Source organism: Bradyrhizobium elkanii WSM2783, assembly GCF_000472865.1.
In the GTDB taxonomy this organism is placed as follows: Bacteria; Pseudomonadota; Alphaproteobacteria; order Rhizobiales; family Xanthobacteraceae; genus Bradyrhizobium; species Bradyrhizobium elkanii_A.
The window spans coordinates 334,055-358,973 of the sequence record NZ_AXAP01000002.1 but is presented as its reverse complement, the minus strand read 5'-3'; the positions used below and the strand labels follow the sequence as shown (position 1 = coordinate 358,973).

Sequence of the window (24,919 nt, the reverse complement as noted above, 5' to 3'; positions counted from 1 at the left end):
CGAGACGCGCCGGCCGCAGATGCGGCGGCGACCATCACAGCTTCTTCAATCCGCACCAGTTGGCGACGAAGAGCGCGATGCTCAGTGTGATCTTGCGGACGCTTTCGAGATCGACGCGCTCATTGAACGCATGCGGCCCGATGCCGTAATGGCCGTAACACAGCGCCGGAATTCCATAGTCGACGTTGTAGTAGCGCGTATCGGTAACGGCGGTGCCGATCTGCAACTGCATCGGCTCGTTGAACACCACCTGATGCACCGAGGAGAGCACCTGCTCGGCTTCGCTTCCGGGCTCCAAGACCGACGGATCTGCCTGGAAACCGCTCCAGATCAGTTCAGCAGGATTGCTCGACAGGAAACTGTCGGTAGCCTGTGCGTCGGCCAGGCACTTCTCGATGCCACGCATCGCCTCCTGCGGGCTAGTGCCGGGAAGCAGGCCGAGCCGGCAGTCGAACTCGCACCAGGCCGCTGTCGAGCTTGCCCAATCGCCGCCCTTGATGATGCCGACGTTGAACTTGATCGGCGATTTGACAGTCTTGAACCACGGATGATCCGCGGCCTGTTCGTTGAGCCGCTTGGTGTAGTCCTGGAACGCACGGATCACGTGCATGGCCGACAAAATGGCGCTGGTGCCTGTCTCGGAGTAGGCAACATGGGCCGGCGTGCCTCGCACCCGCACGCGGAACCAGATCGCGCCGACCTGCGCGCGCAAGAGCTTTTGGCCAATCGGCTCGGGGATCAGGCACGCGTCGGCGCGATAGCCGCGCATCAACGTCGACAGCGCGCCGTTGCCGGTGCTTTCTTCCTCGGTGACGGTCTGCACGTGGATGCGGCCCTGCGGCGCGTAGCCCGCGGCCCGGATCGCATCGAGCGCAAAAATCATCGCCGACACGCCGGCCTTCATGTCCTGAGCGCCGCGGCCGTGCATCCAGCCGTCGCGCACCACGCCGTCAAATGGCGGAAAATCCCAGAAATCCGCCGGGCCTTCCGGCACCACGTCGATATGACCCTGGAGGATCAGGCTGCGCCCCTTCCCGCCGCCCTCATAAGTCGCCACAACTTGCCTCGAGCCGGCAAGATCGATCCCGTCCATCGGAGCCGCCTTCGGATGGCTCATCAGATCGACGTCGGCGAGACTGAAGGCATCGACCTTGTAGCCGCGCTCGGCGAGGCGTTCAGCCATCCAGGCCTGGAGCGGGGCCTCCTGACCGCGGAGACTGCGGAATTGCACCAGTCGGGAGAGGAAGGCGACCTGGTCGTCAAAGTTGCGATCGACGGCAGCCCGCAATTCTTCCGCAAGACTGTTGGTCTTGGTCAGCTCAGTTTCCAAGGTCGTCTCCTGTTCGCAGGGGGCATTTCAACGAATGCCCATTGTTGGTCTGGTCGATGTTCGCCGGTCGTGGAGCTCAGGCGACGAGGCTAGATTCGAGGATCGAAAGCCCCTCGTCCACGATCTCGTCCGATGCCGTGAGCGGGACCAAGATCCGAATCGTGTTCGCAGTCGTGCCGCAGGAGAGCAGGATCAGGCCGTTCTGGTGCGCGAGCCTCGTGACCTGACTGGTGGCTTCAGCGTCGGGCTCGTTGCTCCCCCGCTGCTTGAGGACATCGAAGGCGATCATCGCGCCCAATCCGCGAGCCCGGGAAATCGGCAGCAGATGGTTGGCCTGCGCGAAGCGATCGATCGCATCGCGCAAGCGAGCACCGATCTCATTGGCGCGCGCGAGAAGGTTCTCCTGTTCGAACACGTCGAGGACCGCAAGCGCCGCCGCGCATGCCAGCGGATGGCCGGCATATGTGCCCCCGAGGCCACCCGGCTCCGCCGCGTCCATGATCGCGGCACGTCCGATCACGCCCGATAGCGGCAAGCCACCGGCAAGGCTCTTCGCGACACAGATGAGGTCTGGCTTGACGTCGTAGTGCTCCATCGCGAACATTTTTCCAGTCCGACCGAATCCGGTCTGAACCTCGTCCGCGATCAGCACGATCCCATTCTCGTCGCAGATGCGGCGCAGCCCACGCATCAGTTCGGGAGGAGCCTGGTGGAAGCCGCCCTCGCCTTGCACCGGCTCGATGATGATCGCCGCCACCTGCGATGCATCGATATCGGCCTTGAAAATGAAGCCGATATAGCGCAGCGCGTCGTCGACAGTAACTTCACTGCCACTGATCGGGAATGGCACATGCCACACGCCGGGCAGCGGGGAAACAACGCCCTTCTTGTAAGGGACGACTTTTCCCGTCATCACCGACGCAAAAGCGGTGCGGCCGTGGAAGCCTCCCGTGAACGCGATGACGCCAGTGCGGCCGGTTGCCGCACGAGCGATCTTGACCGCATTCTCGGTAGCCTCGGCGCCGGTTGTCAGCAGTATCGACTTTAGCGGCCCGCTGATCGGCGCCAGCGCATTGAGACGCTCCGCCAGCTCAACATAGGAGTCATAGGGGGCGACCTGAAAACAGGTGTGCGTAAAGCGATCCAACTGATCGCGAACCGCCTTGATCACCAGCGGATGGCGGTGACCGGTGTTGAGAACCGCGATACCACCGGCAAAATCGACGTAACGTCGTCCCTCGACGTCCCAGAGCTCGCTGTTGAGTGCCCGCTCAGCGAAAACCGGTGTGGCATGACCAACACCACGGACCACCGCAGCCTGCCTGCGCGACATCAGTTCGGAGTTTAGCGTCATTACTTACTTCCCCAAGTTGAGGGGACCGTAGTTGGCGCTATCGAACGAACAACCAGTTTTATTATCGCGCTATGGTGACTCACATGCACCAGTCGGACCGATCAGTGCGCTGGCCAGCACATTTTGTAGCCAATTCCGCAGTGCAACAATCGCCGGGTCGCGCCATCGCTCCTTTAAAGCGACCAATTGGTACGTTCCCATGTAGACGGAGGTGGAGAGCAGCTCGACCAATGCACCAGTGCGAAGGTCGTCCTCGACAAGGACGTCATTTGCGATCGCCACGCCCTGCCCAAGCCGCGCCGCCTCGATGGCGAGGTGGGCATGCCAAAGACGCTGGCCGCCGAGCTGCGGCAAATCGACCAATCCGGCCAGCCGAAACCAGCGCTCCCATTGCTCCGTCGATTCCTCGTGGATCAAGGCGATCGATGCCAAGTCCGTCAGGCTCGTGATGGCGGGATGACGCGCCAGATAGCTTGGGCTGGCCACCGGGAAGACCCTCGGCCGGATCAAGGGCTCGGACGCAAGATCGAGATGCGTGGTGATCACATCGGCATAGACGATCTCGGCATCGGCCTCACCGCGCGAGAGATCTGGGTGCGACAAGGTTGGTTGCAGGTTGACTTCCCATCGGTTCGGCGGGCCCGTCAGTTCCGGAAGCCTCTGCAGCAGGCGGCGGTTGGCGATGCCGGGAATACACCAGATGTTAAGCGTGGTTCGCGACGGAGGACGTACCGCAACCGTGGCGCGCGCGATGATGTCGAACGCTTGCGACAACTGCTCATAGAGGAACGAGCCTCGTTCGGTCAGCATGACGCCGCGACCCTGAGCCCGGACAAGCGTGACGCCGAGGTTTTCCTGCAGGTTCTGGATATGACGCGACACGACCGTATGGCTCACCGCCAACTCGTCGCCAGCGGCACGCATGCTGCCGGTGCGGCCAACAGCTTCAAAAGCTCTCAATGCGACGAGGGATGGAACCCGGGGCCTGGTCATAACAGTGTGGGCAATCAGCGCTTCAATCGCCGAGGGTTATGCCCCACCTAAATGTTTTCTTCAATTCGAACAGACACATCGTTGGGTGGCCCGTTCGGTAATGGGTATGAACGGTCGACTCGCTCACTCCTTGTATAGCTGGCGTTAAGCCTATTCGGGCTGCTTCGGCAGGAAGTCGATCATCAGACGTGCTATATCGTCGACCTTCTCGTCTAGCGCGAAGTGACCGGCATCCAACAGATGAATCTCCGCGTCCGGCAGGTCGCGCCTGAACGCCTCCGCGCCCGGTGCAATGAAGGATGGATCATAGCGCCCCCACACGATGAGCGTCGGTGGCTTATGCTCGCGCAGAAATGCCTGCCATGCGGGGTAAGAGGCCACGTTCGTGCGATAGTCGTAAAGCAGGTCCGCCTGGATTTCTCGCTGCCCAGGTCGGGACAGGAACGCATATTCGTCGGTCCATGTATCGGGATTGTAGCGCTCGGGATTGGGGCTGCTGCCGATGTGACGGGCCTTGGCGCCTTCGAGCGAAGTGAAAGCGTCGACCTGCTCCGGGTGCGCATCACGATCGGCCCAATATTGCGCAATGCCGCTCCATTTGGCGCCGAGCCCTTCCCTGTAGGCGTTCGCATTCTGGATCACAAGCGCGCGCACCCGCTCGGGATGAGCCACCATGATGCGGTAGCCAACCGGACCGCCATAATCCTGCAGGTACAGGACATAGCGGCTGATCTTGAGCTGCTCGAGCAAGGCGTTCGTGGTCTGAGCAAGATGATCGAACGTGTAAGCGTAGCGCGAGGGCGGCGGAGCCTCGCTCTGGCCGAACCCCGGATAGTCAGGTGCGATCAGGCGATAGCGCGTGGCAAGAAGCGGAAGCAAAGTATCGAACATCCGCGAGGAGGACGGAAAGCCGTGCAACAGCACAATCGTCGGCGCGTCGCTCGGCCCCGCTTCACGATAGAAGATGCCGACGCCATCCACCTGCGTGCGATGATAGGTGATCGTGGCCGAGGTCGACGGCAAGGCTGCGGCCTGGGCGCCATGACCCATGGCCAGCGCGGCGACGGCCGATAGAACGGTTGGAAGCTTCATATCCTTACCTCCGGCAATGCGACTGGCCGACTTGCGACCGAAACGCGAAGAGACAAGTCCTTCGAACAGCGACACGCGACGACGTCGGTATCCGCTGAATATCTGTCGCAGGAAGATATAGGCTCGATCTCCATCCTGAAAATTCAAATAATGAGATACGTATCATCTCATTTGACGATATCGGAATCTCTCCGCGAAGCGATGGGCATGGTCAGAGCGAAGCCGATGGAATTTGGCCTGCTCGACGCCATATTGAGTTGTGTCGCCAGAACGGTCGGAGATCGATAAGCTTTCGCCGATCCGATGGATACCGCTGAACTCAGAAAAGACCAGTTCGCACATTTGGGAGAACTGCAGGATGGCTAAAGCGTACGAGATCATCGACCACAATTATGATGTGGTGATCGTCGGTGCAGGAGGCGCCGGATTGCGCGCGGCACTGGGCATGGCATCGTCAGGCCTCAAGACCGCCTGTGTTACAAAAGTCTTTCCGACACGCAGCCACACCGTCGCCGCACAGGGCGGCATGGCGGCATCGCTCGGAAACATGGGTGACGGCGACGATTGGCGCTTTCACATGTACGACACGGTCAAGGGCTCCGACTGGCTCGGTGATCAGGACGCAATCGAATACATGTGCCGCGAAGCCGTGCCCGCGGTGCTGGAACTGGAGCACTATGGGGTGCCCTTCTCACGCACCGGAGATGGTCGGATCTATCAACGTCCCTTTGGTGGCCAGACCATCGAGTACGGAAAGAAGATGGCCCAGCGCACCTGTGCGGCCGCCGATCGGACAGGCCATGCCATCCTGCACACGCTCTATCAGCAGTGTCTGACGCACGGCACGGAGTTTTTCATCGAATATTTCGCGCTGGACCTGCTGATGGATGATGACGGCGCCTGTCGTGGCCTGCTGGCGTGGAACATGGAAGATGGGACCATCCACCGCTTCAATGCTCACCGCACTGTGCTGGCCACCGGAGGTTACGGCCGCGTCTACTTCTCCTGCACCGCCGCCCACACCTCTACCGGCGACGGCAACGCGATGGCCCTGAGGGCCGGGTTGCCGCTCGAGGACATGGAATTCACACAGTTTCACCCGAGCGGCATCTACGGCTCCGGTTGCCTGATCACGGAAGGGGCGCGCGGCGAAGGCGGCTATCTCACCAATTCCGAAGGCGAGCGCTTCATGGAACGTTATGCGCCAAGCGCGAAGGATCTTGCCGGGCGCGACGTCGTATGCCGCGCCATGACGATTGAGATCAACGAAGGGCGTGGCTGCGGTCCGCGCAAGGACTACATCGAACTACACCTGGAGCACCTCGATCCGGAACTCCTGCACACGCGCCTGCCGGGCATCAGCGAGACCGCCAAAATCTTCGCGGGCGTCGACGTCACACGCCAGCCGATTCCGGTGCTGCCCACCGTCCATTACAACATGGGCGGAGTTCCGACCAATCTGCATGGCGAAGCCGTCACGTCTCGCCATGGCGATCCGGAAACGGTCGTCCCAGGACTGATGGCGATCGGGGAAGCGGCTTGCGTTTCCGTGCATGGAGCGAACCGCCTCGGCTCCAATTCGCTTCTCGACATCATCGTGTTTGGACGGGCTGCCGCTCATCGCGTGATCGAGACCCTGCGTCCGCAAGAGGGCCACGCACCGGCGTCCGACGAGGCGACCGATCGTGCCATCGCGCATCTCGATCGCATCAGGTGGGCCAAAGGCAAGGCTGTCGCCGGCGACATTAGGCTGGCCATGCAACAGACCATGCAGCGCCATTGCGCCGTATTCCGCACCGGCGCGCTGCTGGACGACGGTTTAACAAAACTTAACGAGGTGATCGCCACGATGCGGGATGACATTGGCGTGACCGATCACACGATGATCTTCAACACCGATCTGGCCGAAACACTCGAACTGGACAACATGCTTGCGCAGGCCAGCGTCAGCCTTCATTCGGCGATCGGTCGCAAGGAAAGCCGCGGCGCCCATGCGCGGGAAGATTTCCCCAAACGGGATGACGAAAATTGGCTGAAGCACACCCTGTGCTGGCTCGATGATGATGGCCGCGCGCGGCTCGATTACAGACCAGTGCATTTACAGCCGCTCTCAAACGAGGTGCAGTCAGTCCCGCCAAGAGAGCGCGTGTATTGATTGAGGGGGACCGCTCAATGCTGGATGTCGCTCAGTTTCAAGAAAACCGGTGGCCGATGTCAGCCAACCTTGCATGAATAACGCTGTCTGCACCGGACAGGACGGCTTCGCCTCATCGCTTACCGCATTGCAGGCAACAACGGTGGTCGCCTGGGCAATCGCCGTCAAGCGCATCACGCCTGAAGACGATGAGTTGCGCCTGCGATGGTTGCCCCATCCGAACCTCCCGACGCCGGTCAAAGGACCGACACGCGGAGAGATCGCGTTCTGGCTGGCCGCAGTTTCCCCGCCGGAGAAAGGCGCCACGCCCGGCCCTACCGCGCTTCCTCTTGAGCAAAGCGCCGCGCTGCTTGACGTGCAGGAGACGGACCACTTGGCGCGACTCCGGCATCATGAGGACCGGCGCAGCTATCTGGCCGCCCATGCGGGAGCGCGCCTGATCCTTGGACATGCAGTAGGTCGACCGCCGAATGCGCTGCGGTTTGCACCATCGGCGAACGGCAAGCCGGTCCTTCTCGTCGATCCGCAGGAAATCGACTTCAGCCTCAGTCATGCCAGGGGCGCCGTTGCCGTCGCCGCAGCACGCATGCCCATCGGGGTCGACGTCGAACTCCTACGCGAAGTAGATCATCTGGATTCCATCAGCGAGCTGGTGCTGGCCGCCGAAGAACAAGCTGCTCTGCGGAAAGCGCCGGAGATATCCCGGTCCCGATTGTTTCTCCGCTATTGGACCCTCAAGGAGGCATTGCTGAAAGCGGCCGGACTAGGTTTCGCAGTTCCGCCAAATGAGGTCATCGTCGATGCAGGACCAGGCCCAACGGTCCTCGCAGTACCTCCTGCGCTTGGATCTGTCGCGCAATGGCACCTCCTCGCCTCTGCTGATTTCTGACGGAAGCGCCGACAAAAATACTGCCGTGGACGAAAATCCACAGCGGTAGTTGCTGGAGGCCAGCGCGGAAAGAGCGTCTCGTCTTCAAACAGCGCATGCTGGAAATCAGTTGCTCGACGGGTAGATCTTTCCCGGATTCATGATTCCTCTCGGGTCCAGCGCCGTCTTTACCGCCTTCATGAGCGCCATCCCCTCACCGTGCTCCGTTTCCATGTGCACGATCTTGTGCAGCCCTACGCCGTGTTCGCCTGAGCATGTGCCTCCCATCGCAATGGCTCGGCGCGCGGTGCGAAAGGCCAGCGCCTCGGCGCGCTCAGTCTCTTGTGCGTCCTTCGGATCGAACAGGATTCCGAGATGGAAATTGCCATCACCGACATGGCCGACGATCGGCGCCGTCAGGCCAGATGCGACAATGTCCGCCTTGGTCTCCAGCAGGCAGGCCGGCAGCGCCGAAATCGGCACGCAGGCATCGGTACCCATATTGGCCTTGCCGGGCTCAAGCGCCATCACGGCTTGATAGGAATTGTGGCGCGCCTTCCACAACCGCGTCCGGTCTTCCGTCCGCTCGGCGAATTGAAACGCGCCGCCCCCGTGATCCGCTGTTATCGCCTGCATCATCTCCACTTCCTCGCGCACTCCGTTCGGCGTGCCGTGAAACTCGAGAAAGAGCGTCGCCGTCTCCACATAATCCAGCTTCGAATAGCGGATTGCGGCGCGCATCTGCACCTCGTCGAGCAGTTCAATGCGCGCCATCTTCAGATTGGACTGCAGCGCCGTCACGACAGCGGCGACAGCACCTTCAAGCGAGGCAAACTGGCAGACGGCCGCAACAATGGTCTCCGGCTGCCCGTAAAGCTTGAGCTGGATTTCGGTGATGACGCCGAGCGTTCCTTCGCTGCCGACATAGAGATGGGTGAGATCAAGGCCGGCAGATGACTTCCGCGCGCGGCTGCCGGTGCGGACGATGCGGCCATCGGGCGTGACGACGGTGAGGCCGAGAATGTTCTCACGCATCGTGCCATAGCGCACCGCATTGGTGCCGGAGGCTCGTGTGGCGGCCATGCCGCCGATCGACGCGTTGGCGCCTGGATCGACCGGAAAGAACAGGCCGGTGCCGCGAACATGCGCGTTCAACGCTTCGCGCGTCACGCCCGCCTGGACCCGGCAGTCGAGCGAGTCCGGTGTGACCTCAAGGATTTTGTCAAAGCGCGTCATGTCGAGCGACACGCCGCCGGCAAGGGCTGCGAGCTGGCCCTCAAGCGAGGACCCCGCGCCGAATGGCGTGACGGGTACGCGGTGTTCGTTGCACAGCGCGAGAACGAAGGCGACCTCCTCGTTGGTCTCGGGAAAGACCACGAGGTCTGGCACACCGACTGCCGGCAGGCCCTCGCCGTGGCTATGCTGGTCGAGCACGGCCTGCGAGACGGTGACACGCGCGCCCAGGCGTTCGGCGAGCCTCGCGCGCACAGCGGCGATGACTTCGGTTGTTGGGCGCGGCAGGGTGTGGGCGTTCATGTCGGCCTCCATTGGTGACCCTGCTTCCACCTGCACCACGGCGATCCGCCTTTCAAGCCGCGACGGCGCCGGCTCTCGTGAGCACCAGATCCAGCCCGATGGCTTATTCGGCGGCCTCGCCGTGGCCGAGATAGGCGCCCATCAGGCGGGGATCGCGCGCGACCTCGGCGGCGCTGCCATCGGCGACGATGCGTCCCGAGCTCAGCACATAACCGCGATGCGCGACCGCGAGCGCCATGCGGGCATTCTGCTCAACCAGCAGGATCGCGGTCCCCTGCCGATTGATTTCCACGAGCTTGCCGAACACCTGCTCGACCAACAGCGGAGCCAGTCCGAGCGACGGCTCGTCGAGCAGCAAGAGGCGCGGACGGCTCATCAATGCGCGGGCAATAGCGAGCATCTGCTGCTCCCCACCTGAGAGCGAGAAGGCCAGCGACGCCGACAGGCGCTTGAGGTTGGGGAACAGTTCGAGCATTTCGTCGATCAATCCCGCCAGTTCGCCGTGCGGCCGTCCGTAGGCGCCGATCTTGAGGTTCTCGATCACGGTCAATCCGCCGAACAGCCGCCGGCGCTCGGGAACGAGCGCCAGTCCCATTCCGACCAGACGCTCGGTCGGCTCCCTGATCAGCTCCTGACCTGTGAAGCGCACCGAGCCCGAGGCCTGCGCCAGACGCGCGATCGCCTTCAGCGTGGAGGATTTGCCCGCCCCGTTGTTGCCGAGCAGCGCCACGAACTCGCCGACACCGACCTTCAGCGACACCTGCCGCACCGCCTCGATGTCACCATAGCGGACCACGAGATCGGAGACCTCGAGCAGCGGCGCGCCAGTGCCTTCGCTTGCGCGGCCGACCTGTCCATGGAGCTCCGCCTCGCGGTCAGCACGGCCGAGATAGGCCTCGATGACGGCGTCGTTGCGCTGGATCTCGGCGGGCGCGCCCTCCGCCAGCACCTTGCCGAAATTGAGCACGGTGATCCGGTCGGCGAGCGTCATCACCACTTCCATCTCGTGCTCGATCAGGAGGATCGTCATACCCCGCGCATGCATCTGGCGGATCACCTCGATCAGGCGTGCGGTCTCGGCGTGGTTGAGACCGCCATGCGGCTCGTCAAGCAGCACGAGGCGCGGCTCCAGCGCTAGCGCCTTGGCGATTTCGAGCAGACGCCGCTGCCCCTGCGGCAACGAGGCGGCATTAGCGTCGGCAACATCAGCAAGCCCGACGAACGCAATGATCTCGGCGACCCGGCGCGCGTTCTCCTGGTCGAAGCGCCACGGATGAGCCCTGCCGTGTCGCGCGGCAAGGACGTTCTGGCGCACAGTCATCGAGCCGAACAGGCGAGTATTCTGGAACGTGCGTGCCAGCCCCATTGCCGCGAGCTGGTGCAACGGCTTTGACGTGACGATGGCGCTTTCGAAGCGCACCTCGCCTCCGGTCGGCGTATAGATGCCGCTGATGATGTTGAACAGCGTGGTCTTGCCCGAGCCGTTGGGGCCAATCACAGCATGGATCGTGCCCTGCGCGACGGTGAGCGATACGTCTTCGAGCGCCGTCAGGCCGCCGAAACGTTTGGTGACGCCGGAGAGTTCAAGCAGCGCGTTCATGATGCGTCACGTCCGATCGTGCATAGGATTTTTCGCGCCGGCGAAGACTGTGGAAGGCGGAGAGAACCAGTCCGGAGAGACCGGCAGGGAAGAAGGTGATCACGAGGATGACCATGACGCCGAACACGGCAAAGTAGTATTCCTGCATGAAGCGCAACAGCTCCGGTACGAAGGTGTAGAGGATGGCCCCGAGCACGGCGCCAAGGGGGCTGCCGAGGCCGCCGACCACCGCCATGGCGAGGTAGGAGAAGGTCGACTGCCACGAGAAGACGTCGGGGCTGATATAGCCGCGCAGCAGCACGTAGCAGATGCCGGCAAGACCGCCATAGGCGGCCGAGATCACGAACAGCATGATCTTGAGCCGCGAGATGTCGACGCCGATGGCCTGCGCGGCCAGCGCATCGTCGCGTAGCGCGCGGATGCGCAGACCCAGCGGACCGTTGGCGATCCAGACCTGAAGCAGATAGGCACAAGCGACGATCGTGAGCAACACCCACAGCATCTTGTCGTTCTCGCCGGCGAGCCCGATGCCCGGGATCGCGGTGATGCCGTTGGCGCCGTTGGTGAGGCCCTCCCAGTTCACCAGCAGCCGCTCGACGATCAGCGCGAAAGCCAGCGTGCACAGGGCGAGGTAATGCCCCTTCAGCCGCAATGTCGGCCAGCCCAGCGCCATCCCCACCGCGGCGGAGATTGCGATCGCGCCGATCGCGGCGACCGGCACCGGCATGCCTGCGGCCTGAAGCAGCGTGAATCCATACGCCCCGATGCCGAAGAATGCGCATTGTGCGAGCGACATCTGGCCACCGAAGCCGAGAATGAAATTGAGCCCGAGGACCAGGAGGATGTTGATCAATGTCACGTCTGCGACCTGCAGATAGTACACCGACAGGAATTGCGGCAGGAGGAGGCCGGACAGGATCGCCGCGCCGATCACCAGAAGGGCGAGCGTACGCATCGTCAGCGTGTTTCCGTCGGCGGTCATTTATGGACGCTCCAGTTCGAGTTCACCGAAAATGCCCTGCGGGCGGAACATCAGAACTGCGATCAAGACGCCGAACGCGATCACGTCGATATATTCCGACGAAATGTAGAAGGAGCCCGCCGACTCGATGACGCCGAAGATCAGGCCACCGACGAGCGCGCCGGGGATCGAGCCGAAGCCGCCGAGGATGGTCGCCGCGAAGGCACGGAGCGACAGATTAACGCCCATGTCGGAAGATACGTAAGACAGCGGCGCGACCAGCCAGCCCGCCAAGGCTGCGAGCATGGTGGCGTAGGCAAAGATGAAAGCGATGATGCGGGCTGTGGGGATGCCCATCAGCCGCGCCGCTTCGGCGTCCTGCGCGGTGGCGCGCATCGCGCGACCGAGCGCCGTATGCTGAAACAGCGCGTGCTGGATCGCCATCATCACCGCGAGCGCCGCCAGGATGACGAGATACTGCGCGTAGATCGTGGAGCCGAAGAGCTGCACCGAGGTCGTGCCCAGGGGGCCAGCGAAGTTGAGAGGCTGCGGTCCCCAGATGATCACGGCGATATTCTGCAACGCCATGGACAGGCCGAGCGTTGCCACGATCGCCGACAATTGCGGCGCGTTGCGCAGGGGATGGTAGACTCCCCAGGCCAGCGCGGCGCCGAAGAAGCCAAGGATCACCAGCATCGCGCCGAGGTTCAGCCACAGCGGCATCCCGAGACGATTGGCGAGCCAGCCGACCGAGACGAAGGCGCCGAGCATCACGAGGTCTCCCTGAGCAAAATTGACCAGGGAGACCGCATTCCAGATCAGCGTGTAGCCGAGCGCCACCAGCGCATAGGCGGCGCCGACCGCCAATCCCACCAATACGATCTGAATAAAAGTCTGCAACATCGTAAGATCCCATCCCGGTGCCGGCCACCGGAGGTCCGGCGGCGTCGCGCGCGCGTTAGCTGCTGATGGCCTTGACGATCTCCGGCTTGCCGCCGGCGACCTTGGTGATGATGCCGGAATGGGTCATATCGCCGTTGCCGGTCCAGCCATAGTGTGTGACGATGCCCGGGAAGTCACGGATCGCGGTCAGCGCCTGCTGGATTCCCTCGCCCGTAATGGCATCGGCGCGCTCCATCGCCGCAATGATCAGCTTTGCCGCGTCGTGATAGACCGTGGCGTAGAGTTCCGGCTCGTCCCCGGGACGGGTCGCCGAATAGAGCTTCTTCCAGTTCTGCACCCGCTCGTCGGGATTGTCCTTGACGAACTCGCCGATCGCCATGCATCCGTCGGCGCCCTCTCCGGCGAGGCCGAGGAAAATCGGCTGCGAGAATGCCGTGTTGCCGGCGATGCCGAATTTGACGCCGAGGGTCTTGCTCTGCTTGGCAATGAGCCCGGCCGGTTGATCGTCAGTCCAGACGATGATGCCGTCGACACCGGCCTGCTGGAAGGCCAGGATCTGCGAGGTGTAATCTTTGGTCGCGTCGGTGTGGGCCTGCACCAGCGCAGGCTCGACGCCGCGCTTGGTCAAGGAGGCCTTGACCACGCCAATGCCGGATTGCCCAAAGGCCGTGTTGACGTAGCCAAGTCCGATCTTCTTCCATTGCAGATCTTCGGTGACGTATTTGACCAGAAGGTCCGCGCCGATCGCATCATTCAGGCGGACGCGAAACACCCAGGGGCTGCCTTGCTGGGTGACGACCGGACCGGTTGCGCCCGTCAGGCACGGGATCTTGTATTTCGCGAGCAACGGCAGGTTCGGCAGGATACCCGGCGTGTAGTGCGGACCCACCAGTGCCACGACTTCGTCCTGGGTCGCGAGCTTGGTGACGGCATTGGCCGCCGCAGTGGGGTTCGGCCCGAGATCGTCGGCGATGCGCACTTCGATCATGCGCCCCTTGATGCCGCCCTTGTCATTGACCTGCTTCACCGCAATCGCGACGCCGTTCTTCATCCACTGGCCGTTCTGGGCGAACTGACCCGTCATCGGTCCGGAAATGCCGATGCGGATGGGATCGGCGGCATGTGCACGGCCGAAGATCGCCGGCATTGCGAGCGGCGCGGCGGCGATGCCCTTGATCAGACTGCGTCGAGAGAAGTGCAAGGTAGAGACCATGGCAGTTTCCTCACTTGGTTTTGCGATGCCGCCTCGTCTCGAGCGGCTGGTTTTGCGAGCAGGATCGGCTCAGTTGTCCGAGCGGAGCGGACGGAGGCCGAAGACACAGGCGGCCGAGAGCAGCGCCATCGCGACCATGTAGCCGGCCACCCAATAGGCCGAGCCGTACTCGGCAAGCAGTGCGGTTGCGATCAGCGGCGAGAGGCCGCCGCCGAGGATCGGGCCGAGCTGCTGCACGAGCGAGAGGCCGCTGTAGCGAATGCGCGCCGGAAACAGCTCCGAGAAGTAGGCGCCCTGCGCGCCGTAGACCGAGCCATGACCAAGCGCGAGACCGAGTGCGATCGCGAGCCAGATCATGCCGGTGTGCCCGGTGTTCAGCATCTGGAAGAAGACGAGCGCGAGCACGGCCTGGAAGATCATGCCGCCTAAATAGACCGCGCGACGACCAATCCGGTCCGACAGCGCCCCGAACATCGGCAGCGTCAGGCATTCGAGCGCACAGCCGACGAGCACGCCGTTCAGGATCGTCTGGCTCGGCAGTCCGAGCTTGGTCTTGCAGTAGGTGATCGCGAACACGGCGTAGATGTTGAACAGCCCGCTTTCGGCGACCTTGGCACCGATACCGAACAGGATGTTGCCCTTGTGATTGCGGACCGCCTCGACCACCGGCACGCAGGCAGCCCCCTCCTCGCTCAGCACGCGCTTGAACGCCGGCGTCTCCGAGATCTTGAAGCGGATGAAGAGCCCGATCCCGACGAGGACGATCGAAAACAGGAACGGGATCCGCCAGCCCCAGGCGAGGAAGTCAGGCTCGCTCATGGAGGTCGACAGGATTCCCAAAAGCGCGATCGGGATCAGGAATCCGGCGGGCACGCCGATGTGGACGAGTGAGCTGAAGAAACCGCGCCGGTCGGCCGGCGCGTGCTCGACCGTCATCACCATGCCGCCGCCATATTCGCCGCCGATGCCAATTCCCTGCAACAGCCGCAGCCCGATGAGACAGATCGGCGCCAACACACCGACCTGCTCATAGGTCGGCATCAGTCCGATGAGGAAAGTCCCAAGTCCCATGATTAGGATAGTGATGAGCAGCGCCGTTTTTCGGCCGACGCGGTCCCCGAAATGGCCGAACAGCACGCCGCCGAGCGGCCTTGCACAATAGCCCACGAAGAACGTCGCGAAAGCGAGCAGCGATCCGACCAAGGGATCGGAACTCGGGAAGAAGATCTTGTTGAAGACGAGCGCGGTCGCCGTCGCGTAGAGCGTGAAGTCGTAATACTCGATCATGTTGCCGATGGCGCTCGCCACAGCAACCTTCCGGATGTCGCCGGACTCCCGACCCTTGATCGAAGCGGTCGCTTGGTCTGCCACCCGGCTGGACCCGCTCGACCTAACCATTCCGCTCATGACGTCGTCCTCCGGCTTCGGCAGGAAGACATCCCCTGCCCGGACTTTTGTCCGTATTGCGGACAACATGAGCAGCGACTTATTCCACATGTCAAGTGGATTTTTCGGCCGCGTCGCCGCTCTCCTCTTAAATTTGGCGCGAAAACTCGATATGTTGCCGACCGCGCTTGACGTCAGGCGTGCATTCGTCATAAAAAATGTCCACATTTCGGACAATAAAGGAGGATAACGTGCCAGCGAAGATTACGGGGATCATCCCGCCCCTCACCACGCCGTTCGATCAGAACGGCGACATCGACGAAAAGGCCTTCCGTCGCCAAGTGAAGTTTTTGCTCGATAAGGGCGTGCATGGCGTCTGTGTTGGCGGCAGCACGGGTGAGGGTCACACGCTTACCGCCGACGAATTCCGGCGTTTGATCGAGGCCTGCGCAGAGGAGCTGAACGGCAAGGTGCCGCTCGTCGCCGGCATCATCGCCAACTCGACGCGTGAAGCGATTGCCCGCGCCCGCGCCATCGAATCGGTCGACGTCGCCGCGCTCCAAATCACGCCGGTGCACTATCTCTTCAAGCCAGACGAGGATGCGACGGTCGGCCACTTCAAGACGCTGTCCGAGTCGGTCAAGCAGCCCGTCATCATTTACAACGTCGTGCCCTGGAACTACCTGAGCCCCGCGCTGCTGCTGCGGATCATGAACGAGCTGCCCGGCGTGATCGGCGTCAAGCAGAGCGCCGGCGACCTGAAGCTGATGGCCGATCTTTTGCTCGACGTGCCCGCGGGCAAGGTCGTGCTGACGGCGGTCGATGCGCTGCTCTATCCGTCCTTCGCGCTCGGCGCGCATGGCACGATCGCCGCGAACCCGGCCGCAGTGCCCGGCGCCTGCGTGGCACTGTGGAACGCGGTCGAGCGCGGTGACCACGCGACCGCGATCGAGATCCACAAGCGCCTGTTGAGGTTCTGGAACACGATCGTCGGCGACAATCTCCCGGCCTGCGTGAAGCATGCCCTCACCCTCCAGGGATCGCCGAGCGGTCTTCCGCGGCAGCCGATGCCGGCTCCGACCAGCCGGCAGAAGGACGCGATCGCGGCTGCCCTCAAGCCCCTGCTCGAGGTGGAAGGCAGCACGAGGCTGGTCGCAGCCGAGTGAGTGCACGACAAAGGGCGCGGCATTGCCGCCGCGCCCGATTCCGTCTAAGTCGGACTTGGTTCGCGTCCTGGATATTGCGTGGTGACGCCACCCGAAAGGTCCGACATGACTAGCGTCGACAGCGGTCGACAGAGCGTGAAGTCGCTCTTCAAGATGCTCGAGGTCCTGGAGGCCTTCTCCTCGACCGACCCCGAGCTGAGCGTTGTCGAGATCGCGCGACGCACCGGCCTACCGCGCACCACCGTCCATCGCATCGTCGATAGCCTGCGCAGCGTCGGGTTCCTGGAACAGGATGCGAGCCGCGATCGCTACCGGCTTGGCATAAAACTGTTCGAGCTCGGCGGCAGCGCACTCATGAACCTGCCGCTGTATCGCGAGGCGCCGCCTTTCGTCGATACGCTTGCCAAGCTCAGTGGCGAGGATGTGCATCTTTGCGTCTTCGACGGCGCGCAGATGGTCTTCGTCAATCGCCGCAGCCAAATTGCTGCACGCCCGCACAACACCGTCATCACGATGGAAGCCTCGCCTTGTCACTCGACAGGCGTGGGTAAGGCGGCGCTCGCCTTCCAGAGCGACGCCGTGATCGACCGGGTCATCCGCGCCGGCCTGCCTCGCTTCACGCCGAGCACAATCGTTGAGCCCAAGCGGCTAAAGGCCGAACTGGCCGCGATCAGGTCCCGCGGCTATTCGGTGGACGATTGCGAGCATGAGCCGGAGCTGCGCTGCGTCGGCGCACCGATCCGCAACAGTGCGGGCCGCGTCTTCGCGGCAATTAGCGTGAGTGGTCCGAGCCGGCGCGTTACGGCTGAATGGGTGCCAGAGCTCGCCCGGACCGTGATGACGCACGCCGAGCTCCTGTCGATCCGCCTGGGCTACCAGCCTGACTCGCACAGCCGAGCCGCCGACGCTACGCCGGAGCGCAACGCCCCCAAACGTCGTCAACGGACCACGGCAGGAACCGCACAAGGCGAACGTGGCGCCTGATCGAAGGGCTTCACCTTCCATCTTCGCCGGTCCGCGGAAAACGCCGACTGGAGCGCGTCTCTCGTGGTGTTACCGCGGGGCGCCGCGCGCAGCTAAGAGGTGATTAGCCCAGACGGTCGCCTCAACTGCCCCGTCGTATCTGCAAGACTCGCGAGGTAATGCGCGGCATCAGTAATATCGGCGACGATCTCGCGTTCGGCGCCATCGGCGTCACCCGCCACGATAGCCTTCAGCGCCGCGGTGTGATGATCCCAGCCCTTCAGCAGGACGACATATTCGGGGATCACGTAGGACAGCACCGGCCCGCAGCGCAGCCACATGTTCTCGATGGTCTCGACGAGCAGCGGGACCCCCGACATCGCGTAAATGCCGAAGTGAAACTTGCGGTGATGCTCGAGGTAGCTCTCGAGCTTGCGCGCAGCGATCAGCGACTGCATCGTCGAGAGCCGGTCTTGCAGCTTTCGCAGGGCGGCCTCGTCATGCCGCCGCAGGGCCGCCTCCCGCGCTGCGCGGCCTTCCAGCGCGCAACGCACCACCGTCAGGTCCGAAAGCTCGCGGCGGGACAGGTGCGGCACGATCGCGGAGTTGCGCGGCCCCTGCTGCAGCACGCCTTGCGCTACCAGACGGGTGACGGCGTCGCGCACCGGCGTGATTGACGTCCCGAAACTTTCGGCCAGCGAGCGCAAGGTCAAGACCGTGCCAGGCTCGAACCGCCCGGCCAGCAGCGCATCCCGCAACTGCGCGTGCGCGAGATCCCACAGCGGTTCACGCTCGATTCGTTTCAATGCCGTCATACAACGCTCGGTATCGCGGCGCGCGACATCGCGCAAATCCCTCCTCCGGTCGGCCGTCTTGACCAACCGACGATGTTTGTTATAACAAACAACAAAACGGGAGGAAATACCACGATGAGAAAAGTTGCCGCGATCACCCTGGCGTGCCTGATTTCGATGCTCCAGGCGCCCGCCAGCTACGGTCAGTCGGACTATCCCCAGCGGGACATCACTTTCATCGTGCCGTGGAACGCGGGCGGCTCGAACGACGTCGCGGCCCGGGCGCTCGATCCGATCCTGCGCGAACATGGGATCAAGATCGTCATCGAGAACGTCGTCGGCGCGACCGGCGTGATCGGGATGCGCCGGATCGCGAGCGCCGCGCCGGACGGCTACACGCTAGGCATGGGGACCAGCTCGACGTTGGCGCTGATGGCCCAGGGCAAGGTGCAGCTGACGAATGCGCAGTTCACTCACATCGCACGCGTCTCGACCGATCCGTTGATGCTCCTGGTCTCGACCAAGGCCGAGCAGAAATCGCTCGACGACTTCATCAAGTACATGAAGGGCAATCCCGACAAGGTCACGATCGGCACCCCCGGTAACTACAATCTGAACCACATCTTCGCCTTGATGACCGCGCGCGCGGCGGGCGTGAACTTCGTCAACGTGCCCTACACCGGCGGATCGAAAGTGGTGGCCGACCTGCTCGGTCAGCACGTCGATTCCGGCGTGTTGAAGCCGTCGGAAACACTTGGCCAGATCCAGGAAGGCCTGCTGAAGCCGATCGGCATCTTCGCCAATGAGCGGCTGGAGATGTTTCCGGACGTACCGACCTTCAAGGAAAAGGGCTACGACGTCTTTCCCTACGGCCCCGTCGTCCAGATGGCTTACGTCGTTGGTCCGGCAAACCTCCCCGACGATGTCCGCACCAAGCTGGTCACCGCGTTTCGCGCCGCCATTCAGGACCCGCGCTTCAAGGAATTCGCCAAGAAGAACGTGTTCCTCGTCGACGACCTGACCGGCGATGCGCTGACCAAGGAAGTCGACAACGTCGCAGCCACGCTCGGCACTGTGGCGTCACAGGTCTTTCCGAAGGAATAGGCTGATACGGCGGAATCGCTGCTCTTAATCCCAACCACTCTCCAACCAAGGTTCACGCGCTTGTCCATCAAGAAGATCACCTGTCACGTCGTCGCAGCTCCGGTGCAACGTCCCTTCACCTCCTCGCGCGGCTGGCTCTACAAGACACGCGGCACCTGCCTGGTCGAGATCGAAACCGCTGACGGCATCGTCGGTTGGGGCGAGTGCTACGGCCCGTCGGCGGTCGCAAAAGCCTTCATCGAGACCCAGCTTGCCCCGCGTGTGATCGGCCACGATCCCTTCGACGTCGAGGTGATCTGGGAAGACCTCTACAACCGGATCAAGGATTACGGGCCGAAGGGCATGTCGATCGCAGCCATCAGCGGCATCGACATCGCGCTCTGGGACATTATCGGCAAAGCCTGCAACAAGCCTGTGCACAAGCTCATCGGCGGCGCCTTCCGCACCGAGGTCGATGCCTACGCCACCGGCCTCTATTTCACCGACATGGACCGGCTGGTCGAGGAAGCGGTCGAGGAAGCGACGGGCTACGTTGAGGCCGGTTTCAAGGCGATCAAAATGAAGATCGGGCTTGGTTCGATCAAGCGTGACTTCGAGCGCGTGAAAGCCGTACGCGAAGCGATCGGCCCCGGCATCAAGCTGATGGTCGACGCCAATCATTGCTTCACTGTGCCCGCTGCGATCCGTCTCGGCCGCAAGCTGGAAGACCTCGACATCGAGTGGTTCGAGGAGCCGATCTCGCCGGAAGACATCGACGGCTATGTGGAGGTCTCGCGCGCGCTCGACATGGCGGTCGCCGGCGGCGAGAACGAGTTCACCCGATGGGGCTTCCGCGACGCCATCGTGCGCAAGGCGATGGACATCGTGCAGCCCGATGTCTGCGCGGCGGGCGGCATTACCGAATGCAAGAAGATCGCGACGCTTGCCACGACGCATGGCGTGGAATGCGTCCCCCACGCCTGGGGGTCCGCGGTCGGCCTTGCCGCCACCATCCACTTCCTGGCGTCGATCCCGAACCAGCCGCCGAGCCTGTTTCCGATGCCGCCGATGCTGGAATTCGAGCAGGAGGAAAACCCGTTTCGCGATCACCTGGCGGTCGAACCGATCGTCCAGGTCAAGGGCAAGGTCGCGGTGCCGACCGGCGCCGGACTTGGCATCGAGATCGATCGCGGCGTGATCGATCGCTACCGGGTGGCGTGAACCGATGGTCCGCTCATGAAATTCGTCACCTTCAGCGAGCAAGGCTTTTCGCGCGCTGGCGTGCTGCTGGACAACGGCAGCGAAACCATCGTCGACCTTGCGCATCCGACAATGGGCGAAGCCCTCGGCGGCGCGGCACCGCAGGTGCAAGCCCTGATCGAAGCCGGCCTGCCCAAAGTCGTGGAACGCATTCGCGTGCACGGCTTCGCTGCGGCAGCGCGGCTTTCGCGCGAGGCGGTCACGCTGATGGCGCCCCTGCCGGCGCCGCGGCGCATCTTCGGAATCGCGCATAACTACCGCGACGCGCTGGCTGAACGCGGTATGGCGCCGCCCGAGAAACCGGTGCTGTTCATGAAGGCACCGCAAACGATCATTGGGCCGGAACAGCCCATCGTACTGCCGGCGACGATTGGCGGGGTCACCTACGAGGCGGAACTCGCGGCCATGATCGGCACGCGCGCCGAGAACGTCAGCAAGGAGCGTGCGCTCGATCACGTCGTCGCCTATGGCTGCTTCAACGATGTCAGCGCAAGCGAGATCATCAAGGCCGACGGCCATTTCGACCGCGGCAAGAACTACCCGACCTTCGGTCCGTTCGGACCTTACCTCGCCTCCCGCGATGAGGTACCAGATCCGCACGCGCTCACCGTGACGCTGAAAGTCGACGGCCGCATGCTGCAGTCCGGTTCGACGGCGAACATACTATTCGACGTCGCCGACCTCGTCTCCTATCTGTCGCGGCAACAGGCGCTCGAACCAGGCGACATCATCGCCACCGGCACGCCGGCCGGCGTGGCCGGGCTGCACAAGCCGCCGGCGTGGCTCAGGCCTGGTTCGACCGTCGAGGTCGAGGTTCAAGGCCTCGGCCGCCTGCAAAATCCAATCATCGAGGGGCCTGCGCCAGATGCCTGAGAAACCCGTCGTCCTCCTGACCAACGCCATGCACCCTGATGGCGAGGCGATTCTCACCCCGCACGTTCGGTTGATCGTCGCGCCGGACACCAGGCCGGAGACACTGCGCCAATGGGCAGCGGATGCCGACGGCATCATCGTGCGCGCGAAACTGCCCGACGACATCGTCGATCATGCACCACGCCTGAAGGGTATCGTCCGTCACGGCGTCGGTCTCGACTTCATCCCGGTCGCCGCCGCCACGGCACGCGGTATCGCGGTTGCGAACCTGCCCGGAAGCAACACTAACGCCGTCGCCGAATATGTCATGTCGGCCTTGATGCATCTGCGCCGGCCGTTGCAGCGCGTGGACACGCTGATGCGCGCCGAAGGCTGGGCGACCAGCCGCGCGATGGCAGACGGCCTCACCGAGTTGAGCGGAACGACGCTCGGCATCCTCGGCGTCGGAACGATCGGGCGCCGCGTCGCCTCCATCGCGAGCAACGGTTTTGGAATGACTGTGCTCGGCACGTCGCGCCGGAAGGGATCGCTGCCGCCTGATGTCGAGGAAGTCACGCTCGTGGAGCTGTTCGCGCGGAGCAACGCCGTGGTGGTCTGTTGCGCACTGACAGACGAGACGCGCAGGCTCGTCAGCCATGATCTGCTGGCGCACATGCGGCCCCAATCCGTCCTGGTGAACGTCTCGCGCGGCGCAGTGATCGACACGGCCGCCATCATCTACGCGTTGCGGTCAGGCAAGCTCGCCGGTGCCGCGCTCGATGTATTCGATGTCCAGCCGCTGCCGCCCGACGACGCATTGTTCGATTGTCCCAACCTGCTGCTGACGCCGCATATCGCGGGGATCACCGCCACCAGCGGCCGTGCGATGGCGGTTGGCTCGGCCGAAGAAATGCTCCGAATCCTGCGCGGCGAGCAGCCGCTCAATCTCGTCAATCCCGAACACAAAGCGGTCTGAGGTCTTAAAATGCGTATCACATCGATCAAGGCGGTCCCGATCTCCTATCCCGTACCGCAGGGCCAGAACGTCAGGTTGGGCATCGGCCGCGCGGTGAAGCGCGACGCGGTGCTGGTCAAAGTCACGACGGATGAAGGCCTCGTTGGTTGGGGCGAAGCCCATCACGGCCGCTGCCCCGGCGCCATCGCCAAGCTGATCGACACCACGATTTCCGAACTTGTCGTCGGCATGGATGCGATGAACGTGGTCGGCGTCTGGCAGCGCGTCTACCAGATGCAGTTGGCGAGCCATGGCATGGGCTACGCCGCCGCGATGGCGCTCAGCGGCCTCGATCTGGCGCTGTGGGATATCCGCGCCAAGGCGGCGGGCTGGCCATTGTACCGGCTGCTCGGCGGCGCCTCAAAGCCGATCAAGGCCTATGCCGGCGGCATCTCGCTCGGATGGCAGGCGCCGGAGTCGCTGGCGCAGGAGGCGCTGGGCTACGTCGCGCAGGGCTATCGGGCGATCAAGCTTCGGGTCGGCGACAATCCGCGCGACGACGTCGCCCGCGCCACGGCGGTGCGCAAGGCGGTCGGAGACACCATTGAAATTCTGGTCGACGCCAACACCGGCTACACGGTCGACGACGTACGTCGCGTGATGCCGGCCTATGACGAGCTGGAGATCGGATGGCTCGAGGAGCCGTTCCCGGCGCAGGATTATCGTTCGTACCGGACCGCCGCCTCGCTCGGCTCGACGCCGCTGGCGGCCGGCGAAAACCACTTTACGCGCTTCGAATTCACTCGCCTGATCGAGGATGGCGCCGTCAGCTTTGTGCAGCCGGACCTGTCCAAGACAGGCGGCGTCACCGAGGCGATGCGGATCGCCGGGATGGCCTATGCGTGGAAGCTGTCCTTCAACCCGCACACCTCCGCGACCGGCATCAACATGGCGGCAACCATCAACGTGCTCGCGGCGGTCGATGCCCCCGGCTATTTCGAGGGCGACGTCGCCAAGCACAATCCGTTCCGCGACGAGGTCGGCGGCGTCCCGTACAAGCTCGACGCCGAGGGTTGCGTCAAACCATCTGAAACGCCTGGCCTCGGGGTCGACATCAACGAGGCGTTCATCAACGCACATCCACTGATCGAGGGCCCCTGCTATGTCTGAACCGCTGCAGGCTGAAGTCAAATCGCGCGCAACGCGTCTTGCTTACTTCGCCTGCGGCGCATTCCTTCTTCTGTTGACGGGCGCGGCCTCCGCGCAGACCCCGGCCGCGCCCGCAGCGGCCGATCCGGACACCTACCCCAGCCACACGATCCGCTACATCGTTCCCTATCCACCGGGCGGGTTCAATGACACGCTCGGACGGATCGTGTCGCAAAAACTCCAGGAGGCCTGGGGCGTTCCCGTGGTCGTCGAGAACCGGCCGGGCGGCGGCACGCTGATCGGGACCGACGCGGTCGCCAAATCCCCGCCCGACGGATACACCCTGCTCGGCGTGGCGTTTCCGTTCGGCTCTAACCCGAGCATTTACAAGAGCCTTCCATACGACACCGTCAAGGATTTCACGCCGCTGATCTTTGCGGGTCAGACGCAGAATCTTCTCGTCGTAAGACCTGCCATGCCGATCCATTCGGTCAAGGATTTCCTCGACTATGCCCGAAACAATCCCGGCAAGGTCTCTTACGGGTCCACGGGCATCGGCTCGTCGAACCATCTCTCGATGGAGTTGTTCAAGAGCATGACCGGAATCGATATCGTGCACGTCCCTTACAAGGGAAGCGCACCGATGGTGAACGATCTGCTCGGCGACCATATCGACGCGGCCTTCGACAATACGCCGAACGTGCTGCCCCAGGTCAATGCCGGCAAGTTGCGCGCGCTCGGCGTCAGCAGCACGGCACGCTCGACGCTCACGGAAGGCGTTCCGACGGTTACGGAAGCAGGCCTTCCCGGCTACGAGGTCACGGTCTGGTTCGGCATCGTCGGCCCCGCCGGAATGAAGCCGGAGATCGTCCGCAAGCTGAATTCAGAACTGAATGCGATCCTCAGGATGGATGACGTCAAGCGCCGCTTCCAGGATCAGAGCGTCGATCCCGTCGGCGGCTCCCCTTCGCAATTCGCTGATCACATTCGCAGCGAGATCCAGAAATGGGCCAAGGTCGTCAAGGACGCCAATATTCAGCCGGAGTGAGCTTTCGTTGGACGTCACTGTGTCACTGCGCTTCGCCCGAATGGTTTGTTCTCGGCGATGAATCTTGCCGCCAGCACCAGGGCGCCCATCGAAAACTCCTTTCCATGGGCGGCGATCATTCGCTCAGAAAGTTCCGCCAGCTCCTTGAAGAATTGATCTTTGCTGTCGGCTTCATTTGGCGATCGGGTAGCTGTCATGATTTCCCTCCTGATGATCGCGGCATGACTCTGCACCTGCAGCCGGATCAAGCTGTTTGAA

Annotated in this window: 22 protein-coding genes; 10 read left to right on the top strand and 12 right to left on the bottom strand. The window is 63.1% G+C overall.

From position 1 onward, the window contains the following. Positions 1–34 precede the first annotated feature (34 nt). From YY7_RS0103655 to YY7_RS0103640, 4 genes are all read right to left on the bottom strand, one after another. A complete protein-coding gene (locus tag YY7_RS0103655) occupies positions 35–1,330 on the bottom strand; it encodes an ArgE/DapE family deacylase (protein WP_028162033.1) in 1,296 nt (431 codons plus the stop codon). A gap of 76 nt (positions 1,331–1,406) precedes the next feature. Next, a complete protein-coding gene (gene gabT, locus YY7_RS0103650) occupies positions 1,407–2,684 on the bottom strand; it encodes a 4-aminobutyrate--2-oxoglutarate transaminase (RefSeq protein WP_028162032.1) in 1,278 nt (425 codons plus the stop codon). A gap of 69 nt (positions 2,685–2,753) precedes the next feature. Continuing rightward, entirely contained in the window at positions 2,754–3,677 is a 924-nt protein-coding gene (locus YY7_RS50640; protein WP_051396491.1) for a LysR substrate-binding domain-containing protein, read from the bottom strand. A gap of 150 nt (positions 3,678–3,827) precedes the next feature. Continuing rightward, a complete protein-coding gene (locus YY7_RS0103640) occupies positions 3,828–4,769 on the bottom strand; it encodes an alpha/beta fold hydrolase (protein ID WP_035689029.1) in 942 nt (313 codons plus the stop codon). Positions 4,770–5,127: 358 nt separating this feature from the next. On the opposite strand from YY7_RS0103640, the gene sdhA reads away from it, so the two are divergent. Then, a complete protein-coding gene (gene sdhA / locus YY7_RS0103630; RefSeq protein ID WP_028162029.1) occupies positions 5,128–6,924 on the top strand; it encodes a succinate dehydrogenase flavoprotein subunit in 1,797 nt (598 codons plus the stop codon). Positions 6,925–6,973: 49 nt separating this feature from the next. Beyond that, positions 6,974–7,813 carry a 4'-phosphopantetheinyl transferase family protein gene (locus YY7_RS56360; RefSeq protein ID WP_155255020.1) on the top strand — a complete coding sequence of 280 codons (840 nt, stop codon included), beginning with the start codon at positions 6,974–6,976 and terminating at the stop codon, positions 7,811–7,813. A 105-nt stretch (positions 7,814–7,918) separates the two neighbouring features. On the opposite strand, the gene YY7_RS0103620 is transcribed toward YY7_RS56360, so the two are convergent. The 6 genes from YY7_RS0103620 to YY7_RS0103595 all read right to left on the bottom strand — a co-directional run bounded on the left by YY7_RS0103620 (position 7,919) and on the right by YY7_RS0103595 (position 15,412). Next, a complete protein-coding gene (locus YY7_RS0103620) occupies positions 7,919–9,328 on the bottom strand; it encodes an FAD-binding oxidoreductase (RefSeq protein ID WP_028162028.1) in 1,410 nt (469 codons plus the stop codon). A 103-nt stretch (positions 9,329–9,431) separates the two neighbouring features. Then, positions 9,432–10,928, bottom strand: a complete 1,497-nt coding sequence (locus YY7_RS0103615) for an ATP-binding cassette domain-containing protein (RefSeq protein ID WP_028162027.1) — start codon at positions 10,926–10,928, stop codon at positions 9,432–9,434. Further along, positions 10,912–11,910 carry a branched-chain amino acid ABC transporter permease gene (locus YY7_RS0103610; protein WP_028162026.1) on the bottom strand — a complete coding sequence of 333 codons (999 nt, stop codon included), beginning with the start codon at positions 11,908–11,910 and terminating at the stop codon, positions 10,912–10,914. Before YY7_RS0103610 ends, YY7_RS0103615 begins: the two co-directional genes overlap by 17 nt. Continuing rightward, positions 11,911–12,792, bottom strand: coding sequence for a branched-chain amino acid ABC transporter permease (locus YY7_RS0103605; protein ID WP_028162025.1), 882 nt, complete (start codon positions 12,790–12,792; stop codon positions 11,911–11,913). Between the two features lie 55 nt (positions 12,793–12,847). Further along, positions 12,848–14,005, bottom strand: a complete 1,158-nt coding sequence (locus tag YY7_RS0103600) for an ABC transporter substrate-binding protein (RefSeq protein ID WP_028162024.1) — start codon at positions 14,003–14,005, stop codon at positions 12,848–12,850. Between the two features lie 69 nt (positions 14,006–14,074). Continuing rightward, entirely contained in the window at positions 14,075–15,412 is a 1,338-nt protein-coding gene (locus tag YY7_RS0103595) for an MFS transporter (RefSeq protein WP_245287182.1), read from the bottom strand. Positions 15,413–15,642: 230 nt separating this feature from the next. Between YY7_RS0103595 and YY7_RS0103590 the strand changes: the two genes are divergently transcribed. Both YY7_RS0103590 and YY7_RS50625 read left to right on the top strand, forming a co-directional pair. Beyond that, positions 15,643–16,557, top strand: coding sequence for a dihydrodipicolinate synthase family protein (locus YY7_RS0103590; RefSeq protein ID WP_028162022.1), 915 nt, complete (start codon positions 15,643–15,645; stop codon positions 16,555–16,557). A 105-nt stretch (positions 16,558–16,662) separates the two neighbouring features. After that, positions 16,663–17,541, top strand: coding sequence for an IclR family transcriptional regulator (locus YY7_RS50625; protein WP_063623346.1), 879 nt, complete (start codon positions 16,663–16,665; stop codon positions 17,539–17,541). Positions 17,542–17,633: 92 nt separating this feature from the next. On the opposite strand, the gene YY7_RS50620 is transcribed toward YY7_RS50625, so the two are convergent. Further along, positions 17,634–18,371 carry a GntR family transcriptional regulator gene (locus YY7_RS50620; protein WP_155255019.1) on the bottom strand — a complete coding sequence of 246 codons (738 nt, stop codon included), beginning with the start codon at positions 18,369–18,371 and terminating at the stop codon, positions 17,634–17,636. Positions 18,372–18,449: 78 nt separating this feature from the next. Between YY7_RS50620 and YY7_RS0103575 the strand changes: the two genes are divergently transcribed. From YY7_RS0103575 to YY7_RS50610, 6 genes are read left to right on the top strand one after another with little or no spacing between them, the layout of a single operon-like run. Next, the gene (locus YY7_RS0103575; protein ID WP_028162021.1) at positions 18,450–19,418 is read left to right on the top strand and encodes a Bug family tripartite tricarboxylate transporter substrate binding protein; all 969 of its coding nucleotides are present in this window, start codon (positions 18,450–18,452) and stop codon (positions 19,416–19,418) included. A gap of 60 nt (positions 19,419–19,478) precedes the next feature. After that, complete coding sequence (locus YY7_RS0103570) at positions 19,479–20,618, top strand: mandelate racemase/muconate lactonizing enzyme family protein (RefSeq protein ID WP_028162020.1); 1,140 nt, start codon at positions 19,479–19,481, stop codon at positions 20,616–20,618. 15 nt (positions 20,619–20,633) lie between these two features. Further along, positions 20,634–21,530 carry a fumarylacetoacetate hydrolase family protein gene (locus YY7_RS50615; protein ID WP_035689022.1) on the top strand — a complete coding sequence of 299 codons (897 nt, stop codon included), beginning with the start codon at positions 20,634–20,636 and terminating at the stop codon, positions 21,528–21,530. Continuing rightward, positions 21,523–22,485, top strand: coding sequence for a hydroxyacid dehydrogenase (locus YY7_RS60045; RefSeq protein WP_028162019.1), 963 nt, complete (start codon positions 21,523–21,525; stop codon positions 22,483–22,485). The genes YY7_RS50615 and YY7_RS60045 overlap by 8 nt, the downstream gene beginning before the upstream one ends. A gap of 9 nt (positions 22,486–22,494) precedes the next feature. Further along, on the top strand, positions 22,495–23,634 hold the full coding sequence (locus tag YY7_RS60040) for a mandelate racemase/muconate lactonizing enzyme family protein (RefSeq protein WP_028162018.1): 1,140 nt from the start codon (positions 22,495–22,497) through the stop codon (positions 23,632–23,634). Next, positions 23,627–24,661, top strand: a complete 1,035-nt coding sequence (locus YY7_RS50610; RefSeq protein WP_051396489.1) for a Bug family tripartite tricarboxylate transporter substrate binding protein — start codon at positions 23,627–23,629, stop codon at positions 24,659–24,661. Before YY7_RS60040 ends, YY7_RS50610 begins: the two co-directional genes overlap by 8 nt. A 14-nt stretch (positions 24,662–24,675) precedes the next feature. Here the strand turns inward: YY7_RS50610 and YY7_RS0103545 are convergent, their stop codons facing one another. Next, positions 24,676–24,858, bottom strand: coding sequence for a hypothetical protein (locus YY7_RS0103545; protein ID WP_028162017.1), 183 nt, complete (start codon positions 24,856–24,858; stop codon positions 24,676–24,678). Between the last annotated feature and the right edge of the window lie 61 nt (positions 24,859–24,919).

What these genes read in the sequence shown, in the direction of transcription:
- YY7_RS50615 (WP_035689022.1), top strand. Translation starts at nt 20,634, where the DNA reads ATGAAATTCGTCACCTTCAGCGAGCAAGGCTTTTCGCGCGCTGGCGTG.
- YY7_RS60040 (WP_028162018.1), top strand. Translation starts at nt 22,495, where the DNA reads ATGCGTATCACATCGATCAAGGCGGTCCCGATCTCCTATCCCGTACCG.
- YY7_RS50610 (WP_051396489.1), top strand. Translation starts at nt 23,627, where the DNA reads ATGTCTGAACCGCTGCAGGCTGAAGTCAAATCGCGCGCAACGCGTCTT.
- YY7_RS0103620 (WP_028162028.1), bottom strand. Translation starts at nt 9,328, where the DNA reads ATGAACGCCCACACCCTGCCGCGCCCAACAACCGAAGTCATCGCCGCT.
- YY7_RS0103595 (WP_245287182.1), bottom strand. Translation starts at nt 15,412, where the DNA reads ATGAGCGGAATGGTTAGGTCGAGCGGGTCCAGCCGGGTGGCAGACCAA.
- YY7_RS0103600 (WP_028162024.1), bottom strand. Translation starts at nt 14,005, where the DNA reads ATGGTCTCTACCTTGCACTTCTCTCGACGCAGTCTGATCAAGGGCATC.
- YY7_RS50625 (WP_063623346.1), top strand. Translation starts at nt 16,663, where the DNA reads ATGACTAGCGTCGACAGCGGTCGACAGAGCGTGAAGTCGCTCTTCAAG.
- YY7_RS0103605 (WP_028162025.1), bottom strand. Translation starts at nt 12,792, where the DNA reads ATGTTGCAGACTTTTATTCAGATCGTATTGGTGGGATTGGCGGTCGGC.
- YY7_RS60045 (WP_028162019.1), top strand. Translation starts at nt 21,523, where the DNA reads ATGCCTGAGAAACCCGTCGTCCTCCTGACCAACGCCATGCACCCTGAT.
- YY7_RS0103575 (WP_028162021.1), top strand. Translation starts at nt 18,450, where the DNA reads ATGAGAAAAGTTGCCGCGATCACCCTGGCGTGCCTGATTTCGATGCTC.
- YY7_RS0103615 (WP_028162027.1), bottom strand. Translation starts at nt 10,928, where the DNA reads ATGAACGCGCTGCTTGAACTCTCCGGCGTCACCAAACGTTTCGGCGGC.
- YY7_RS0103640 (WP_035689029.1), bottom strand. Translation starts at nt 4,769, where the DNA reads ATGAAGCTTCCAACCGTTCTATCGGCCGTCGCCGCGCTGGCCATGGGT.
- YY7_RS0103545 (WP_028162017.1), bottom strand. Translation starts at nt 24,858, where the DNA reads ATGACAGCTACCCGATCGCCAAATGAAGCCGACAGCAAAGATCAATTC.
- gabT (WP_028162032.1), bottom strand. Translation starts at nt 2,684, where the DNA reads ATGACGCTAAACTCCGAACTGATGTCGCGCAGGCAGGCTGCGGTGGTC.
- YY7_RS0103610 (WP_028162026.1), bottom strand. Translation starts at nt 11,910, where the DNA reads ATGACCGCCGACGGAAACACGCTGACGATGCGTACGCTCGCCCTTCTG.
- YY7_RS50640 (WP_051396491.1), bottom strand. Translation starts at nt 3,677, where the DNA reads ATGACCAGGCCCCGGGTTCCATCCCTCGTCGCATTGAGAGCTTTTGAA.
- sdhA (WP_028162029.1), top strand. Translation starts at nt 5,128, where the DNA reads ATGGCTAAAGCGTACGAGATCATCGACCACAATTATGATGTGGTGATC.